Consider the following 15,329-nt stretch of genomic DNA (forward strand, 5'->3'; position numbering starts at 1 on the left):
CTCAACGACTGGATGATTCACTAGTAGACTACGCGCCCTTCTTTGCATTGATGGATGCCATGCGAGCGGAAGCTATTGGCCTTTAGCAGACCCTAGCGGAAATTTGCTCAGGCTCGATTGCTGCCCTTCGGCTCCTGACATCCAAAAATAATTAAAGTGGCATATGTGTTACTTGCCCTGCACATTACATAAAGCCTAGCTAGCCAGGTGCTCAAGATCGTCTCTCAAGTTGGACTTCAATGCATTTGATCATGGCGTTGTTTAATTCAATTGACAAAAGCTGCACTTTGGAAAAGGCCTTGTAGCTTCCGATTGTTAGGCTGTTGAGTTCTATCAGATGGAGCCTCCGTTCACGGAGGGCTTCATTCAATGTCTTTTCTTTCTTTTCTTTTGCTTTCATATCGGAAACTCTATTCGCTTGCACTGGGAAATAGGTGGGTGCCGAGCATATTATAATCTATCGCCGTTATACGCCCGGCACCTTATCAAGCCGCGCTATCGACTTGCGTGGCCCCTGTGATTTGAATGTCGATGATCTGTGAAGGAGAGTAGCTTCTGCTCAGTTTCGCAATGTCCTGAGAGTCCCAGGTTGTAAATCCTTCTGTTTGACTACCTACTTTGAAACCCAGAAATGCCATCTGTTCGTGCCCCATGTAGCATTTCGCTGCATACAGCTGTGCCCCTACATCCAAAAGCTGTTTCGCCGACGCATCCCACTGTTCCTCTAGACGCTCTTTAACCAACCAAACTGCTGAGCGCTCCGCTTTAAGAATGTTCTGAAATGCCTCCTCGATGTGCGCAGCGATGGTCTCGATTTCTTGCTCCATCGCAGTAATAATCAAGGCTTGTCGACGTTGTTGTTCCATCGCTGAGTTCAATGTCTTCGCCGCCTTCTGTGTATCATCGGCTGCTTTCTTCTCACCCTCAACGTCGCCCCATGCAACTGCTTGGGCGTAGGCGCGCGCAGCCTGCTCCTCGGACTCGCGGGCATCAGCAATTATCTTCTCGGACTGGCTCTTCGTTTCTGCCAACCGCGTGTAGAGGGCTTTCCGCTTCCCTTCCAGATCAACTTTGTCGGCGGACCAGCTTTCCATAGTCTGTCTGTATCCTGCCATTAGCGCGGAGCTGTTGGCTTTCCGGTCGTACCATTCGATGTCCTGGTCGATGACGGAGATCTTGTATTCGATGTCGCCGACTTTTAACTTTGCCTCTCGCAGGCGGACAAGAAGGTCATCGCCGGCTGAGGTCGCTGCGAAGCTTGAGTCGCTCAAGTGCACTTCCCATTGGGCGATTTGCCCTTCGAGCTCTTGAAGCTCTGTTTGGTGGTGGCTGCGCTCGGTATTCAGTTTTTCTAGGCTTTTCATTGATCTGTCATCCATAAAGTTGATGTGTGAGTTGAGCGGCTGGCGAGGCCGGGCGTGCCGGCGTATTCCTCATGTGCAAGGGCTGCTATCAGGCAGCCGCAGCCTCAGCCAACGGCGCTTCGGGGTTTGGCTCACTCAGCACCACATAGCAGCGCTGCATCCCCATGCCAGGCAGCCGCACAGTGCAAGACGCCTTTCCGTCCTTGCCGCCCTGTAGAACGCCTCGCTCTATCAACTCGCGATTCACGGCTGTGATGTTCATTCCCCGGAACACCTCTGATCGCCACGCCTCGGGGAGCACGTAGTAAGTGATAGTGGTGTGCATGGTGTCGCCCATGCCGTGTTCCATGGTTTTGCGGAAACCCAAACGGTCTATCGTTCTTGGGCCATGCTCATCAGTCTTAGCGGCGATGGACTCCCACCGCGTAAACCGGCTCTCGCCGAAACGCTCAATGACCTGGCGCAGGCGCGCCATAATGGCTTCACCTTCCATGTTGCCAGCGCCGCCGCGCTCCGCCAGCCAAGCATGCAGGCAAACGCGGGCCGCTGTGAGCGCAACGCCATCCGGCCAGTCGGTCACGCCCAAGGAGGTGGCCAGCTCGCCAGCAGCACCAGCCAAGCCGAACCGCATTGCCGCTCGCTGCACCTGACCACTCGCCGAAGCTGGGACGTTTTGCGCGATGAACTGCTCGACCGTGCGACGTAAGATGCTGATCCAACCCGGCAGCTTGCCGGCAGCGCACACTGCCTCCAGGAAGGCCGTCAGCGGTGTACCGTAGAACTTACTAACTCGCAGCTTGAGAGCGTCCGAAAGCGCCGCTGCATCCTCGAACCCGCACAGGGTGTCGAACATGCCCAATCCTTTACTAGCGTTCGCCGGCACCGCCAGCATGCGCACCTCCATGCCGGCCTTGAGCTCCTTGTTGGCCTCGGCCATATGCTGCGCCAGCGTCTTCTCGCCAGTCGAAAGGAACAGCAGTCGCCATTCCTGGACGGAGCGGCCTGCTTGTCCTCGATCATTTGCCCGGGCTTTGCCGGTGCCATTCCCCAGCATGTAGACCGTCTCGCCGATAATCCGAGCATCACACATGCCGATTTCGTCAAGGATCAACAGTCCATCTGAGTGCGCCGCCGCTATCGACTCCAAGGCGTTGTCGGTTGATCGCCAAGAACGCACCAGACGTGGTCCGCCGTAAACCGACGCGGCTACTTGCAGATGCGTGGTCTTGCCGCCCGAGCTATCGCCATACAGGTGGAAGCCACCTGACTCGTGGCCAAGAAGATGAAGCAAGGGGCCGGCAAAGGCAGTGCTGACTACAAACGCCAAGCGATGGTTACCAACACACAAAGCGCCAATCTGGCTCTGCCACTGCTCTAGAGTTCCCGCCTCGTTGATTGGCGGGAGCTGAGCGCCAGCGTCATAAAAGTGAAGGTGCTCGCCATGCTGGCCGATCTGGCGATCAGGCAACAGGAATGCGTTGTTGTGCCAGCCCAACCGGGTAACCAATCGTGCCCGCTGCGAGCTGTCGAAACCCTGCAGATAACTCTGCAGATCATTGCGCGCATGCCTGCCTGACCTAGAACCGGCAAGGCGCAGCCCCATGTCGACCAACGGACCCAATACGTCTTTGCCGAAGTCGCCTGTCATGGTCCGCGCCGGGATGTTCCAGCGCTTCTTTTCACCGTCGGGGTCATCGAACTCGACGAGTAGACCCCAGTTGTGTCCCTTTTCGTCGCGAGTGCGCGCAAGAATTTCAAGTGGTGAACACACAGGGCGAGCGTCACCATCTTCGGTGGCGTAGAACACACCGTCTTCTGTCAGGCGGAAGCCCGTCGGGAGAGTTTCCCGGCTGGGGCGGGTCTTAGCTTTCGCCGCTTTGCTTGGCTTTGCATCAGCGACCTCGACAGCGAGTGGAGAGCTTTGATTCGAGCCGCCGAACAGCTCACCGCTCTCAGCAAGCAATGCGATGTGTGAGGCAGTCCAGCCCTTTTCCAATGCATCGGCGGCATCATCTCCGTCGCTCCAGCGCCCACCTTTGGCAAAACCCGGAGTTTCACCCTTGAGCACGGGCTTGCGCTTGAACACTGATAGATCGATGGTGCGTACTTCACAGCCCATTTCCGCCAGCTTGGCAGCCACCGCCTGCATACACTTGGTACCGCTGTCATCGTTGTCCGGCCACAACAGCACCCTACGGCCCCGCAACGGTGTGAAGTCCGCCTTATGCCAAGAGTTGGATCCGTTCGGCCAACAGGTGGCCACGTGTGTGGGCAAAAGTGCCTGGGCTGAATCAGCGGCCTTCTCGCCTTCACACAGAATCACCGGGGCGTCTGGCTGTTTACTCAGATTATCCATGCGTAGCAGAGGGCGTGGCTCAGCTAGCCCCTGCCAGCGCCATTGAGCCGGCCCTTGCGCGCCACGCACGCACCAGGTGAGCGGCGCAAATACTTTCTTGGTGGGTTCATCTTGACTGCCGGCGACATCGAAGCGATAGAGAACCATCAAGGGCTCGCCTTGCCCGTTGCGGTAACACCAAGCTTTCGATGGAGCGCCGTGCTGTCGATGCTTGCTTGGGCATTTCGCCATCGCTTCAGCGGGAATCGGCAGTACTGCCTGCCACTCAGAAACGGCGGGCTTTTTCGCAGGTTGAGTCGCGATAGCCGCGCTTGGATCAATACGCAGAAACTCCACCAGCTTCTGGCATGCATCAACGTCAGAGCAGCTTTCGAGATAACCCACCAGGTCGATCAAGTCTCCGCCTTTGTCGCCCGTGGCAAAGTCAGCCCACGTGCCCTTAGTCAGGCTGATTTTCAGAGAACCTGCGTGCTTGTCATTCCGGGTGGGGTTCGGTGCGGTGTACTCCTTACCGCCATCTACCCGTTTACCGCCTGGCAACCAGTTAGAAAGGACTTGGTCGATTGACTTGAGGGAGGCGTGTTTGACTTCGGAAAAGCTGGGGCGCTTGCTCATTTGCCCGCTCCATGCACCAGCTGGTACGTGGACTTGTCGCCGTGCAAAGCCAGCGACCGAATCAGTCCCACTGTCCCTTGGACGTCCCAAATAACATTCGCTATTACTGAGTCAGACAACCTCTCAACATCCGGACCGGAATTGAACTGTGCCATGAGCAAGTGCAAAACGGCGTCGACGCGGGAACAAGCCGCAGTGATGGCATCAATTGGCACACCGGCATCATTGGTTGCACATACGGATAGAAGGTCTTCGGGGAGACGCCCCTCAAGTCCCTTAGATGCAGATTTCATTGCGCACCCCCGACGGTTTCCAGGGAGCGAGCAATGCTCATATGTCGGTTGTAGCGTGCGAGGCGGGTAGCAAGGCTTGAGTTTGCGTGTAGAGCGGCGAGAGCCATTGCCCGGTGGGCGGCGGCGCGGATTTTGGACGGATTGAGGGCGGGCATGTGTGGTACTCCAAGTTAGCTGGAGCTGCCACTGATCGTCGCCAAACGATTTTGGGTGGCAGCTGTGCGCAGGTTGGCGAACCGGGAACTTGGAACCCGGCAGGCCCGAAGGCCTCCCACGCACAGCCGCCATAACACGAAACGGCAGACACAAAAAAAGCGCCTGCTGTCGGATGGGGCGCCTATGCGCCAAGTATATCGGGTCGCCAAACCCGGTCACTGAATTTGCAGCGACAGCCGGAGCATAGCGCCTCGATTTGATAAGAGCAATACGCGAGGCTTGCGCGATCACGCACGACGTCATAGATTGAGGGGGCATACGAATGTACCTCTAACGCCTCCGGTTGCAGCCGGGGGCGTTTGCGTTAGTGCTTAGCGGCGACGGGGCGGACCAGAGACAGCCAACTTAGATGCTGGCCATCGCGAGCCCCTGAACGCATGTGCTCCAAGGCACCGGGATTGGCCAGCAGGTTGGGGATTAGTTGCCGCGCGTCTTCGATCACTACGCCCGATGGCACCTCGACGGCCAGCATCACCCATTCCAGCGACGGCCAAGCCAAGAGCAGAACGTGCGCGCCCTCAGAAATGGCACGATCGCGCAAAGCGCGTAGGCGATCACGCCCCATGGCCATCGCAGGCCGGCCGCCTTCAAGTTCTCCAACCGCGTCGAGGATGGTGTGTGGCAGGAAGATTGGAGTCATGCCGCCACCTTGTCGCGAGCGGCAATGCGGGCGCGGGTCCAGTCCAAAACTTCAGACAAGACCCAAGCGACAGGCGCACCGCGAGCGGTGCTATCCGTGAGTTTGACTGGCTGGGGAAAACCGCTTTCAGGCTGGCTCATCAGCTTATAGATCGTCGGACGCGCAAGACCTACCAGGGCGACCACATCTGTTATGCGGATCAGTCGTGTTGCTGGATCAAAACCGAGTGGGTTCGTGTCACCGAGGTCAGCTCTTGGAATTGACGGTGCAAGAGGGGTGGCGCTTGAAGTGCTACGAGCTGTCATAGCTAGTTCCCTGTATTGGTATGAACAGGGCCAACTATTTATGCCGATTCACTCGGGAAAGAAACAGAGAAATTTCTAGCCGACTGGAGTTATCCCCATTTCGCTTCTTCGTAGCACCTTCGTCACATCTATACGACATTCGGCCCCGACGAACGGTAGTGGTCTTCGACAACCTGCTGCGCAGTGGTAAGGGGGTCAATTGCCCCCTTGATCGAGCCAGCTAGCCAGGTCGTGAAGGTATACCACCCGTTGCATGCGTCCGCCCCACTCCCCCTTCACTACGCGCAACGATATCCTCCCTTTGCCAAACTCCCTGAGAAGCGCCGGCATCCCCATGTGTGAAAAATAGTGCTGTCGCACGAGCTCAAGCGGTAAGCACGTGCTGCCGAAACGTTTCAAAAGCATGTCGTATGTTTGGGTATCAATCATTTGCCCCCCCCGCGCCCCATGGCTGTGGCCTGAATTCCGCGCCGTTTAGATGTTTTGTCCGAACGAAAGAGCGACCAGCAGAAAGAGCTGGGCATTCCGGCTGTTACACTTTTTCGCTGTGCTACACCCGGGTGTAAGCCGACACTGCATAAGGTGTAAACAGGTTTTCATCAATGTTTTCAATGCGTTGCATCCTATCGTTACACTTGATACACCTGATACACCGGCCTTGAAGAGGCTGAGCATCCCCAACCAGATTTACCCAAATGTCCCTGTTCGATATTTCCCACCCAATCTGCTTCATGAATGAGGCAACCGCCCATGGGCAAAATCGTAGGGGGTGATTGCCTCCTTGCGATTAGCATCCAAGTAATCAGCCCACCACTGCACCATGAGCCTACGCTCTTGTATGTGCTCAGCCTTGTGGATGTATGCGGCACGCACCGTGTTTCTCTCCTGGTGGCTCATTTGCCGTTCGACAGCGTCCTTACTCCAAAGCCCAGACTCAACCAGTGCGGAGCAGGCCATAGTCCGAAAACCATGGCCGCATACCTCTGCTTTGGTGTCATACCCCATACGCCGCAGCGATTTGTTCACTGTGTTCTCGCTCATGGGCTTCCAGTGATTGTGGTCACCCGCAAACACCAGATCGAAACGACCAGTGAGGTTACGAATTCTCTCCAGGACTTCTACAGCCTGTCGGCTGAGCGGCACCAGGTGTGGCGTGCTCATCTTGGAGCCTCGATGGGAGTTCTTCACCCCCTCAATAGCCACTCTTTCGCCAGGGATTTCCCACATCAGCCTCCCCATGTCTATCTCTCCCCAGCGAGCGAAGCGGAGCTCACTGGAGCGGATGAATACCAACATGGTCAGTTGCACCGCGAGCTTGGTCAGGCCGCGCCCGCTGTCGGCATCTATCCGCTGGAGAAGCTCAGGTAAGCGCTCGAATGGCAAAGCAGGCCGGTGCGCTGTTTTGCGGGTAGCCGTGGCGCCTTGCAGATCGATCGCAGGGTTGAAATCCAGATGGCCATGCTGAACCGCCATGCGGAGGATGCCGGTCATGTACTGGCGTAGGCGTGCAGCCGTATCCAAGGTATCCCGCTTTTCCGCCGCTTTCAGCGGAACTAGTAGATCCCGTGTTTTGAGCTCCGCGACCGGACGATCACCGAGAGTGGGCAACAGGTGGGATTCAATGCGGCGCCACACGGTGGAGGCATGACCAGGTGTCCACTTACGAGCACAGGCCGCGTGCCATTCCTGAGCAAGCAAACGGAATGTATTCGCCCGGGCGTTAGCCGCTTCCTGTTTGTCCAAGCGCGCCTGCTCGATGGGGTCTTTCCCTGCAGCAAGGAGTTCAAGCGCCTGAGCGCGTCGCTCCCTAGCCGCTTTCAAGCCGAGCGCCGGATAGTTGCCAAACGTTGCTAAACCATCCCGGCCATCAGGTTTGGTGTACTTCATACGCCAGGTCTTGACCCCTGACGGCTTCACCAGCAGGTAGAGGCCTTTGCCATCGAACAGCTTGTAGTCCTTCTCCCGAGGCTTGGCCGCATCACATTTGGGATCGGTGAGAGGCACCACTGTGCGCGCCATAGGGATACGTTTCCTTGTCGAACCGAGATATCCCTAACCATATCCCTAAATCGCGTAGATGCCCAGAGACAAAACGAGACAGGCAGAAACAACAAAGCCCGCGCTAGGCGGGCTCTGCGGGGTGTTTCGTAGACAGTCATAGACTTCTGGAAACTGGTCTCTGGTGCCGGAGACAGGAATCGAACCTGCGACCTTCGCGTTACGAGTGCGCTGCTCTACCGACTGAGCTACACCGGCGTGTAGCGCAACGTACCACTGCTCACACCCGCAACGCAAACCCCTGTTTCCGCTGGTTTATTGCCCTACCCTCAAGCCCCCTTGCAGCCCTTGGGCGCCAGGTCTTCCTCGATGTCGGTGGTGCACGCCCAGCCGCTGGCCGAACGGGTCAGGGTCAGTGCCTTGCCCAGCACGTTGGCCGGCGCATCCACCAGCGTGCAAGCAATGCTGCCGCTGCCATCTGCCGCCTTGCCGCTAGCGGTGATCGCACAATGCGCGGTCGCCGGCTGGCCACCCAGTTCGGCCACGGCCGCTACGTCTTTCCCGTCATTCAACCGCAGGTCCATCGCCGTCTTCAGCGCGCTGATCTCCAGCAGCCCGGCCGCGGCCTTGGAGCGTGCCTGGTGGTTGGTGTACATCGGTAAGGCGATGGTCGCCAGAATGCCGATGATCGCGACAACGATCATCAGTTCGATCAGGGTGATACCGCGTTGCCCTTTCATGAACATCTTTCCTTTTTGATTCGCTTACACATTGAGGTGGGTTGCGCCCCAACCGGCAGCGGCGCAGTAGGCCTGAACAGACACCTTTTGTCACCCCTGCCCGCTTGGGCGTCATCTTCGCTGAACTACTCTAGTGAGCATCACGGACGCGCGCCCTTGCATGGACGCGGCAAGCTGTTTCCAGGCTTGTCGCCGGGGCAGGAAAAGGACCTTTGCATGACTTCAACTTCACTGCTTTACCGCTGGCACGGCACCGACGCCAACGGCACGCCGGTCAGCGGCCAAACGCCTGGGCGCAGCCCGGCTTATGTGCGCGCCGGGCTGATTCGCCAAGGCATCACGGTAGCCAGTCTGCGGCCGGCCAGCGGGCTGGTGTTCAGTTTGCCGAAGCGGCGGGTGAAGGCGGACCCGGCGGGGTTCAGCCGGCAGTTGGCGACCTTGCTCAAGGCCGGGGTGCCGCTGCTGCAGGCGTTCGAGGTGATGGGGCGCAGTGGTTGCGATGCGGCGCAGGCGGCGTTGCTGAGTAGATTGAAGCAGGATGTGGCCTCGGGCCTGGGGCTGGCGGATGCGTTGCAGCGTCACCCGGCATGGTTTGATGCGTTGTACTGCAACCTGGTGCGGGTAGGTGAGCAGTCCGGCACGCTGGACCGGCAGCTGGAGCAACTGGCGGGCATGCTGGAACAGCACCGGGCGCTGCACAAGAAGGTGCGCAAGGCGATGGTCTATCCGCTGCTGCTGTTGCTGACGGGGCTGGGGGTGTCGGCGATCTTGTTGCTGGAGGTGATCCCGAAATTCGAAAGCATGTTCTCGGGGATGGGCGCGGCGTTGCCGGCATTTACCCAGTGGGTGATCGACTTGTCCACAGGGCTGAGCCGGTTTGCGCCGCTGTTGCTGGTGATGGGGGTGGTGCTGGGTTTGGCCGTGCGCCAGCTTTATCGGCAGCACGCGCCAGCGCGCCTGTGGATATCTCGACGTGTACTGGGCTTGCCGGTGTTCGGCAAGTTGCTGAGGGAGGCGGCGCTGGCGCGGTTTGCGCGTAGCCTGGCAACGTCGTACGGCGCCGGGGTGCCGTTGCTGGATGCGCTGGGCACGGTGGCCCGGGTGACGGGGGGCGAACTGCATGAGCAGGCGGTGTTGCGGCTGCGCCAGGGCATGGCCAATGGGCAGGGGCTGAACCAGGCGATGGCGGGCGAGTTACTGTTCCCACCGCTGCTGGTGCAGCTGACCGCCATCGGGGAGTCCAGTGGCACGCTGGACCAGATGCTGGAAAAAGCCGCCTGCCATTACGAGGAACAGGTCAGCCAGTCGCTGGACCAGTTGACCAGCCTGCTGGAGCCGGCCATCGTGCTGATCCTGGGCCTGCTGGTGGGTGGCCTGGTGGTGGCGATGTACCTGCCAATCTTCCAGTTGGGTAGTTTGATCTGAACATGACTTTATGGACTTTGCTGGCTGAGCAGCCGGCGTACCTCCTCACCTTGGCCACGGTGCTCGGCTTGCTGGTGGGCAGCTTTCTCAACGTGCTGGTGTATCGCCTGCCGATCATGCTGGAGCGCCAATGGCAGCGTGAGGCGCAGGAGGTATTGGGGCTGCCGCTTGCGCAACACGAACGGTTCGACCTGTGCCTGCCGGCATCCCGCTGCCCGCATTGCGCGCATCAGATTCGTGCGTGGGAGAACATTCCGGTGCTCAGCTACCTGGCGTTGCGCGGGCGGTGCTCAGCCTGCAAAGCGCGTATCAGCCCGCGCTACCCGCTGGTCGAGATAGCCAGCGCGCTGCTGTCGCTGGTGGTGGCCTGGCGTTTTGGCGCTTCGGTCGAGGCCTTGCTGGCACTGCCGCTCACGTGGTGCCTGTTGGCCCTGAGCCTGATCGATGCGGACCACCAATTGCTGCCGGATGTGCTGGTGCTGCCGATGCTGTGGCTTGGGCTGATCGTGAACACCTTTGGCCTGTATGTGCCACTGGCCGACGCGTTGTGGGGCGCAGTGGCCGGGTACCTCAGCCTGTGGGCGGTGTACTGGGTGTTCAAGCTGGTCACCGGCAAGGAAGGCATGGGCTACGGCGACTTCAAGCTGATGGCGCTGATAGGGGCCTGGGGCGGTTGGCAGGTGCTGCCGTTGACGCTGCTGCTGTCGTCGATGGTGGGGGCGCTGGTTGGCCTGTGCCTGCTGCGTTTGCGCCGGCATGCGATGGGCACGGCGATACCGTTTGGCCCTTATCTGGCGATTGCGGGGTGGATTGCTGTGCTCTGGGGTGATGAAATATACGCCTCTTACATGCAACTGCTTGGATACTGATGGCCACTGCAGCCTTTACCCCCTGGATTCTCGGCCTGACCGGCGGCATTGGTAGCGGCAAGAGCGCTGCTGCCGAGCGCTTTGTCGAGCTTGGCGTGCACCTGGTCGACGCCGACCAGGCGGCGCGCTGGGTTGTCGAACCTGGCCGCCCGGCCCTGGCCAGCATCGTCGAGCGCTTCGGCCCGGGTGTGTTGCAGGCGGACGGCCAGCTTGATCGCGCCGCCCTGCGCCAGCTGATCTTCGCCGACCCGGCGCAGCGCAAATGGCTGGAGCAACTGCTGCACCCGCTGATCGGGCAAGAGATTTTCAGCTACCTGGCCAAGGCGCAGTCGCCGTATGCGGTGTACGTGTCGCCGCTGCTGATCGAATCGGGGCAGTGCCATAAGACCCAGCGCGTGCTGGTGATCGATGCGCCGCAGGAGCTGCAAATAGCCCGTACCCTGGCGCGGGACAACACCAGTGCCGAACAGGTGCAGGCGATTCTGCAGGCCCAGCTGGCCCGTGAAGACCGCCTGCGCCATGCCGATGATGTGGTGGTCAACGACGGCGATTTGGCCGCGCTGCATGAGCAGATTGACCGCCTGCACCACTTTTACCTGACTTTGAAAGGAGGCCAGCCATGAGCCAGCCGTTGACCGTCGATTGCCCTACTTGTGGCGCACCTGTGGAATGGGCCGAGAAAAGCGCGTTCCGGCCGTTTTGTTCGGACCGCTGCAAACTGATCGACCTGGGGGCCTGGGCAGCCGAGGAGCACAAGATTGCGGGGTCGGAAGAGTCCGAAGATGAGCTGTATTCGGGGGACCTGGAGCCGCGGCACTGAGCTGATTGCAAGGCGGCTGTGCCGGCCTGCGGGAGGGGCCTTGTGTCGCGAAAGGGCCCTCCCACAGAGACCGCGTCAGGTTTTAGATATGATGGCAGAGCCGCCGTATGATCACCGCTCATCGTCCTTCCAGGGCGCCTGCAGATACCGTGTGCGGTTGAAGGTTTCCAGCCATTCCGGGCAAAACACCACCAGCGCACTGATCACCATGCCGTTGATGAACGCCTCGGGGAACATCATCAGCCACAGGTAGCCGACAAAGTCGCTGAGCCACTCCGGCAGGGCAAAACGCCCGTCCAGCCACAACAACCCTAGCGCCGCCGGTACGCAAACCAGCACGGTGAGCGCTGCCGGGAAGAACCCCGAACAGAAGATATAAACGAACAGGTTTCGCGGCTGGGCGCGCTCGACCACTATCGCGCACACCTCGGTAATGAGCACCGGCAAACCAATCAGCAACAAGCCGTTCACCCCCAGCGCCGCCAGGTCCTGTCGCCCTAGCGCCAGCAAGCCAAGCTGGGCCATGAACCCGCCCAGCACCGCCAGCGGCCAGTCCAGCAACAGGGTGACTGCGGTCATGCCAATAAAGTGGTACGACACCCCGGTATCAAAATCGCGCCTCACCAGCCACAGCGCGAACAGGCAGAACACCGTGCCAAACAGCAAATGCTGGCGGCGCCGGTCGGTGAACAGTTCAACCCAGCGAACCCGGCTTACCGCCCAGATCAGCAACGGCACAAAACCCAGCCAGCCAAGAGTAAGGGTGGTGCCGGACAACACCTGCGCGCTGATCACCTGAACAATACCCTTTGCAGCCATGTGGATAAGATCGAGTCTACACCCATTCTCCCTTTCCTTCGGCTGCGGTGGATTAGTGCCCTCATTCGATCCAGGAAGCATCGGTCAAGCCCGAAGAAATCGGGCGCACCTGTGCAAGCGTTATCAGTACTGGGCTGATTCCCACGCTTAAACAGCATCTTACCGTCATCGATTAGCGGCTAAGCTTGTCTGCATGGATGACTCAGACTACCTGCGCCTGCTTACCATCCAGGCCGAGCAAGCTAACGCCTTTCTCTCCAACGCCCGCAAGTGGGAGCGGGAGCGTTGGGTGTGCCAGCGTCTATTGCAGGGGTTGAACATCCCCTACCGCAGCGAGGACTTCACCCCGGCCGGACAAGAGCCGCCCGATGTGCTGTTCCGCGATGCGGCCTTCGAGGTGTTTTTCGTGCTCGACGAGGGGCGTCGGCTGAACGATGAGTGGCGCGAAGAGCTGCAGCGCCGGCGCAGTGCGTTTTCCCTGGCACAACTGGTGCGTCGTGAAGCGCGTCCGCGGCGCATCAGTGCCACCGAGCTGCTGGCGCGCCTGGCGCCGACCTTGCGCAAGAAAGCGCACAACTACCGGGAACGCGGGCTGGAGCTGAACGAGCTGGACATCATCGCCTTCTCCAGCCTCAAGCGCGAAGTGCTCGACCTCAACACCCACTTCCCGCCGCCCACCGAATACCTGCGCCAAGGCTGGCGCTCGTTGTCGTTGGTGGGGCCGACGTTTGCGCGGGTGCTGTTCGCCCACCCCGACGCGCCAGACTTCCTGCGTGGCAACCTAGGGCGCAGCATTGTTTTTGATGTGGGCATCAGTCTTTGATCCAGTGCAGCGAGTGTTTGCGATGGCGTACACTCGGCGCCAGAGATAGAAAGCATTATCATTTGTTTCAAAGCGCCTGCACGAACGCTGTAGCGTTTGCGCAGTCACAAACGTCTACCTGACGAGGCCCACCATGACCAGCCGCCTGAACCCGGAAGATCAGCGTCGTGTCGATGAGTATCTGCGAGCCCCCCAGCACCAAGTCGAGCGCAGGCCATTCCGGCCGTGGCTGCTCCTTGTGCTGGTGGTGGTCGTGACCATCGGGTTGGGTCTCATCAGCCGCCTGCTGAGTGGACTGGTGCTATGAGCTGCTTCGCGCTCGCCCTCCCCTCGTGCAGTTTGCGGCCGGCCCAAAGGGCCACGAATTCCGTAAACCTTATGAGATATCCCCATGACTCATCGCATCGTGATTGTCGGCGGCGGCGCCGGCGGCCTGGAACTGGCGACCCGCCTGGGTAAAAGCCTGGGCAAGCGCAAGCAGGCCGAAATCACCCTGGTCGACGCCAACCTCACGCACATCTGGAAGCCACTGCTGCACGAAGTGGCCGCCGGCTCGCTGAACTCTTCGGAAGACGAACTGAACTACGTGGCCCAGGCCAAGTGGAACCACTTCAACTTCCAGCTGGGGCGCATGAGCGGCCTGGACCGTGAGGGCAAGCAGATTCAACTGGCCGCCACCCTCGATGACGAGGGCCGCGAGCTGTTGCCTGCGCGCACCCTGGGCTACGACACGCTGGTCATTGCCGTGGGTTCCAACACCAACGACTTCGGCACCTTGGGCGCGGCGCAGCACTGCCTGTTCCTCGACACGCGCAAGCAGGCTGAGCGCTTCCACCAGCAGTTGCTCAACCACTACCTGCGCGCCCACGCCGGCGACGTGGCTAGCGAGCAGATCAGCGTAGCGATCGTCGGCGCCGGTGCCACCGGTGTGGAACTGGCGGCCGAGCTGCACCACGCCGCCCACGAACTGGCGGCCTATGGCCTGGACCGCATCCAGCCCAAGGACATGCACATCACCATCATCGAGGCAGGCCCACGCGTGCTGCCGGCGCTGCCGGAGCGCATCAGCGTGCCGGTGCACAAGACCCTGGAAAAACTCGGGGTGAAGGTGATGACCAACGCGGCTGTCAGTGAAGTGACCGAGGACGGCCTGAAAACCAAAGACGGCGAGGTGATCCAGGCCAGCCTGAAAGTGTGGGCGGCGGGTATCCGTGCGCCGGGCTTCCTGAAGGACATCGATGGGCTGGAAACCAACCGCATCAACCAGCTGGTGGTGCGCCCTACCCTGCAGACCACCCGCGACGACAACATCTTCGCCTTCGGTGACTGCGCTGCCTGCCCGCAACCGGGTAGCGACCGCAATGTGCCGCCGCGTGCCCAGGCGGCACACCAGCAGGCTTCGATGCTGGCGCAAAGCCTGAAGGCGCGCCTGGAGAACAAGACCCTGCCGACCTACGAGTACAAGGACTACGGCTCGCTGGTGTCGCTGTCGCGCTTCTCGGCGGTGGGCAACCTGATGGGTAACCTGATGGGCAGCGTGAAGCTGGAAGGCTGGCTGGCGCGGATGTTCTACGTGTCGCTGTACCGCATGCACCAGATGGCGTTGTACGGGTTCTTCCGCACGGCGTTGATGATGCTGGGGAGCAAGATTGGCCGGGGTACCGAGCCACGCCTGAAGCTGCACTGACAGGCACTCGCTCCTGCAGGCAATGCACTGACCTGTAGGAGCAGCCTTGTGCTGCGAAGAGGCCATTACCCGCAGAGAAAATCTTTTGCCGTACCGGCCCTTTCGCAGCACAAGGCTGCTCCCACAAGGGCCCGTGTTGCGGTAAGAGGTGGGTTAAATTGAGGCAAAAGAAAAAGGGCATCTCTTTCGAGATGCCCTTTATTCATGGTGGGTCGTGTAGGATTCGAACCTACGACCAATTGGTTAAAAGCCAACTGCTCTACCAACTGAGCTAACGACCCTAAAATGGTCGGGGTGAGGGGATTCGAACTCCTGACATCCTGCTCCCAAAGCAGGCGCGCTACCGGACTGCGCTACAC

The 15,329-nt window shown here is 59.8% G+C and carries 16 protein-coding genes and 2 tRNA genes; 7 read left to right on the forward strand and 11 right to left on the reverse strand.

The window, feature by feature from the left end; all coding sequences use genetic code 11:
* Window positions 1–211 precede the first annotated feature (211 nt).
* From SB765_RS26440 to SB765_RS26480, 9 genes are all read right to left on the reverse strand, one after another.
* Window positions 212–400 carry a hypothetical protein gene (locus tag SB765_RS26440; RefSeq protein WP_410932178.1) on the reverse strand — a complete coding sequence of 63 codons (189 nt, stop codon included), beginning with the start codon at window positions 398–400 and terminating at the stop codon, window positions 212–214.
* Window positions 401–485: 85 nt separating this feature from the next.
* Entirely contained in the window at window positions 486–1,364 is an 879-nt protein-coding gene (locus SB765_RS26445; protein ID WP_410932179.1) for a chromosome segregation protein SMC, read from the reverse strand.
* A gap of 88 nt (window positions 1,365–1,452) precedes the next feature.
* Window positions 1,453–4,335: a DUF927 domain-containing protein gene (locus tag SB765_RS26450; protein WP_410932180.1), complete on the reverse strand. Its 2,883-nt coding sequence runs from the start codon at window positions 4,333–4,335 to the stop codon at window positions 1,453–1,455.
* Window positions 4,336–5,148: 813 nt separating this feature from the next.
* Window positions 5,149–5,484: a hypothetical protein gene (locus SB765_RS26455; protein WP_410932181.1), complete on the reverse strand. Its 336-nt coding sequence runs from the start codon at window positions 5,482–5,484 to the stop codon at window positions 5,149–5,151.
* Entirely contained in the window at window positions 5,481–5,744 is a 264-nt protein-coding gene (locus tag SB765_RS26460) for a helix-turn-helix transcriptional regulator (RefSeq protein WP_410932190.1), read from the reverse strand. The genes SB765_RS26455 and SB765_RS26460 overlap by 4 nt, the downstream gene beginning before the upstream one ends.
* A 240-nt stretch (window positions 5,745–5,984) precedes the next feature.
* Window positions 5,985–6,218, reverse strand: coding sequence for a pyocin activator PrtN family protein (locus SB765_RS26465; RefSeq protein WP_410932182.1), 234 nt, complete (start codon window positions 6,216–6,218; stop codon window positions 5,985–5,987).
* A gap of 300 nt (window positions 6,219–6,518) precedes the next feature.
* A complete protein-coding gene (locus tag SB765_RS26470; RefSeq protein ID WP_410932183.1) occupies window positions 6,519–7,808 on the reverse strand; it encodes a tyrosine-type recombinase/integrase in 1,290 nt (429 codons plus the stop codon).
* A gap of 161 nt (window positions 7,809–7,969) precedes the next feature.
* Window positions 7,970–8,045: transfer RNA gene (locus SB765_RS26475), tRNA-Thr, on the reverse strand.
* A 71-nt stretch (window positions 8,046–8,116) separates the two neighbouring features.
* Entirely contained in the window at window positions 8,117–8,527 is a 411-nt protein-coding gene (locus tag SB765_RS26480; RefSeq protein WP_016484801.1) for a pilin, read from the reverse strand.
* Between the two features lie 216 nt (window positions 8,528–8,743).
* Here SB765_RS26480 and SB765_RS26485 point away from each other — a divergent pair, with 216 nt between their 5' ends.
* The 4 genes from SB765_RS26485 to yacG are packed head-to-tail and all read left to right on the forward strand — an operon-like array spanning window position 8,744 to window position 11,641.
* Complete coding sequence (locus SB765_RS26485) at window positions 8,744–9,952, forward strand: type II secretion system F family protein (protein WP_410932184.1); 1,209 nt, start codon at window positions 8,744–8,746, stop codon at window positions 9,950–9,952.
* A 2-nt stretch (window positions 9,953–9,954) separates the two neighbouring features.
* Window positions 9,955–10,821, forward strand: a complete 867-nt coding sequence (locus tag SB765_RS26490) for a prepilin peptidase (protein ID WP_410932185.1) — start codon at window positions 9,955–9,957, stop codon at window positions 10,819–10,821.
* Window positions 10,821–11,444 (forward strand): dephospho-CoA kinase, encoded by a 624-nt coding sequence (gene coaE / locus SB765_RS26495; RefSeq protein ID WP_410932186.1) that lies wholly within the window; start codon window positions 10,821–10,823, stop codon window positions 11,442–11,444. Before SB765_RS26490 ends, coaE begins: the two co-directional genes overlap by 1 nt.
* Window positions 11,441–11,641 carry a DNA gyrase inhibitor YacG gene (yacG, locus tag SB765_RS26500; protein ID WP_016501579.1) on the forward strand — a complete coding sequence of 67 codons (201 nt, stop codon included), beginning with the start codon at window positions 11,441–11,443 and terminating at the stop codon, window positions 11,639–11,641. Before coaE ends, yacG begins: the two co-directional genes overlap by 4 nt.
* 111 nt (window positions 11,642–11,752) lie before the next feature.
* Here the strand turns inward: yacG and SB765_RS26505 are convergent, their stop codons facing one another.
* Complete coding sequence (locus tag SB765_RS26505; protein ID WP_016501580.1) at window positions 11,753–12,460, reverse strand: energy-coupling factor ABC transporter permease; 708 nt, start codon at window positions 12,458–12,460, stop codon at window positions 11,753–11,755.
* 193 nt (window positions 12,461–12,653) lie between these two features.
* On the opposite strand from SB765_RS26505, the gene SB765_RS26510 reads away from it, so the two are divergent.
* The 3 genes from SB765_RS26510 (at window position 12,654) to SB765_RS26520 (ending at window position 14,970) form a co-directional block, all read left to right on the forward strand.
* A complete protein-coding gene (locus SB765_RS26510) occupies window positions 12,654–13,283 on the forward strand; it encodes a DUF1780 domain-containing protein (RefSeq protein ID WP_016501581.1) in 630 nt (209 codons plus the stop codon).
* A 133-nt stretch (window positions 13,284–13,416) separates the two neighbouring features.
* Window positions 13,417–13,590, forward strand: coding sequence for a DUF3094 family protein (locus SB765_RS26515; protein ID WP_410932187.1), 174 nt, complete (start codon window positions 13,417–13,419; stop codon window positions 13,588–13,590).
* 84 nt (window positions 13,591–13,674) lie between these two features.
* Window positions 13,675–14,970, forward strand: coding sequence for an NAD(P)/FAD-dependent oxidoreductase (locus SB765_RS26520; RefSeq protein WP_234229745.1), 1,296 nt, complete (start codon window positions 13,675–13,677; stop codon window positions 14,968–14,970).
* 205 nt (window positions 14,971–15,175) lie between these two features.
* Here SB765_RS26520 and SB765_RS26525 read toward each other — a convergent pair.
* Window positions 15,176–15,251 (reverse strand) — tRNA-Lys (locus tag SB765_RS26525).
* Window positions 15,252–15,329: the final 78 nt, after the last annotated feature.

The sequence above is a fragment of the Pseudomonas sp. SIMBA_067 genome (assembly GCF_046534675.1).
Taxonomy (GTDB): domain Bacteria; phylum Pseudomonadota; class Gammaproteobacteria; order Pseudomonadales; family Pseudomonadaceae; genus Aquipseudomonas; species Aquipseudomonas putida.

Coding starts and splice junctions, on each gene's coding strand:
- SB765_RS26490 (WP_410932185.1), top strand. CDS start 9,955: ATGACTTTATGGACTTTGCTGGCTGAGCAGCCGGCGTACCTCCTCACC.
- coaE (WP_410932186.1), top strand. CDS start 10,821: ATGGCCACTGCAGCCTTTACCCCCTGGATTCTCGGCCTGACCGGCGGC.
- SB765_RS26465 (WP_410932182.1), bottom strand. CDS start 6,218: ATGATTGATACCCAAACATACGACATGCTTTTGAAACGTTTCGGCAGC.
- SB765_RS26470 (WP_410932183.1), bottom strand. CDS start 7,808: ATGGCGCGCACAGTGGTGCCTCTCACCGATCCCAAATGTGATGCGGCC.
- SB765_RS26505 (WP_016501580.1), bottom strand. CDS start 12,460: ATGGCTGCAAAGGGTATTGTTCAGGTGATCAGCGCGCAGGTGTTGTCC.
- SB765_RS26480 (WP_016484801.1), bottom strand. CDS start 8,527: ATGAAAGGGCAACGCGGTATCACCCTGATCGAACTGATGATCGTTGTC.
- SB765_RS26515 (WP_410932187.1), top strand. CDS start 13,417: ATGACCAGCCGCCTGAACCCGGAAGATCAGCGTCGTGTCGATGAGTAT.
- SB765_RS26450 (WP_410932180.1), bottom strand. CDS start 4,335: ATGAGCAAGCGCCCCAGCTTTTCCGAAGTCAAACACGCCTCCCTCAAG.
- SB765_RS26510 (WP_016501581.1), top strand. CDS start 12,654: ATGGATGACTCAGACTACCTGCGCCTGCTTACCATCCAGGCCGAGCAA.
- SB765_RS26445 (WP_410932179.1), bottom strand. CDS start 1,364: ATGAAAAGCCTAGAAAAACTGAATACCGAGCGCAGCCACCACCAAACA.
- SB765_RS26485 (WP_410932184.1), top strand. CDS start 8,744: ATGACTTCAACTTCACTGCTTTACCGCTGGCACGGCACCGACGCCAAC.
- yacG (WP_016501579.1), top strand. CDS start 11,441: ATGAGCCAGCCGTTGACCGTCGATTGCCCTACTTGTGGCGCACCTGTG.
- SB765_RS26455 (WP_410932181.1), bottom strand. CDS start 5,484: ATGACTCCAATCTTCCTGCCACACACCATCCTCGACGCGGTTGGAGAA.
- SB765_RS26520 (WP_234229745.1), top strand. CDS start 13,675: ATGACTCATCGCATCGTGATTGTCGGCGGCGGCGCCGGCGGCCTGGAA.
- SB765_RS26440 (WP_410932178.1), bottom strand. CDS start 400: ATGAAAGCAAAAGAAAAGAAAGAAAAGACATTGAATGAAGCCCTCCGT.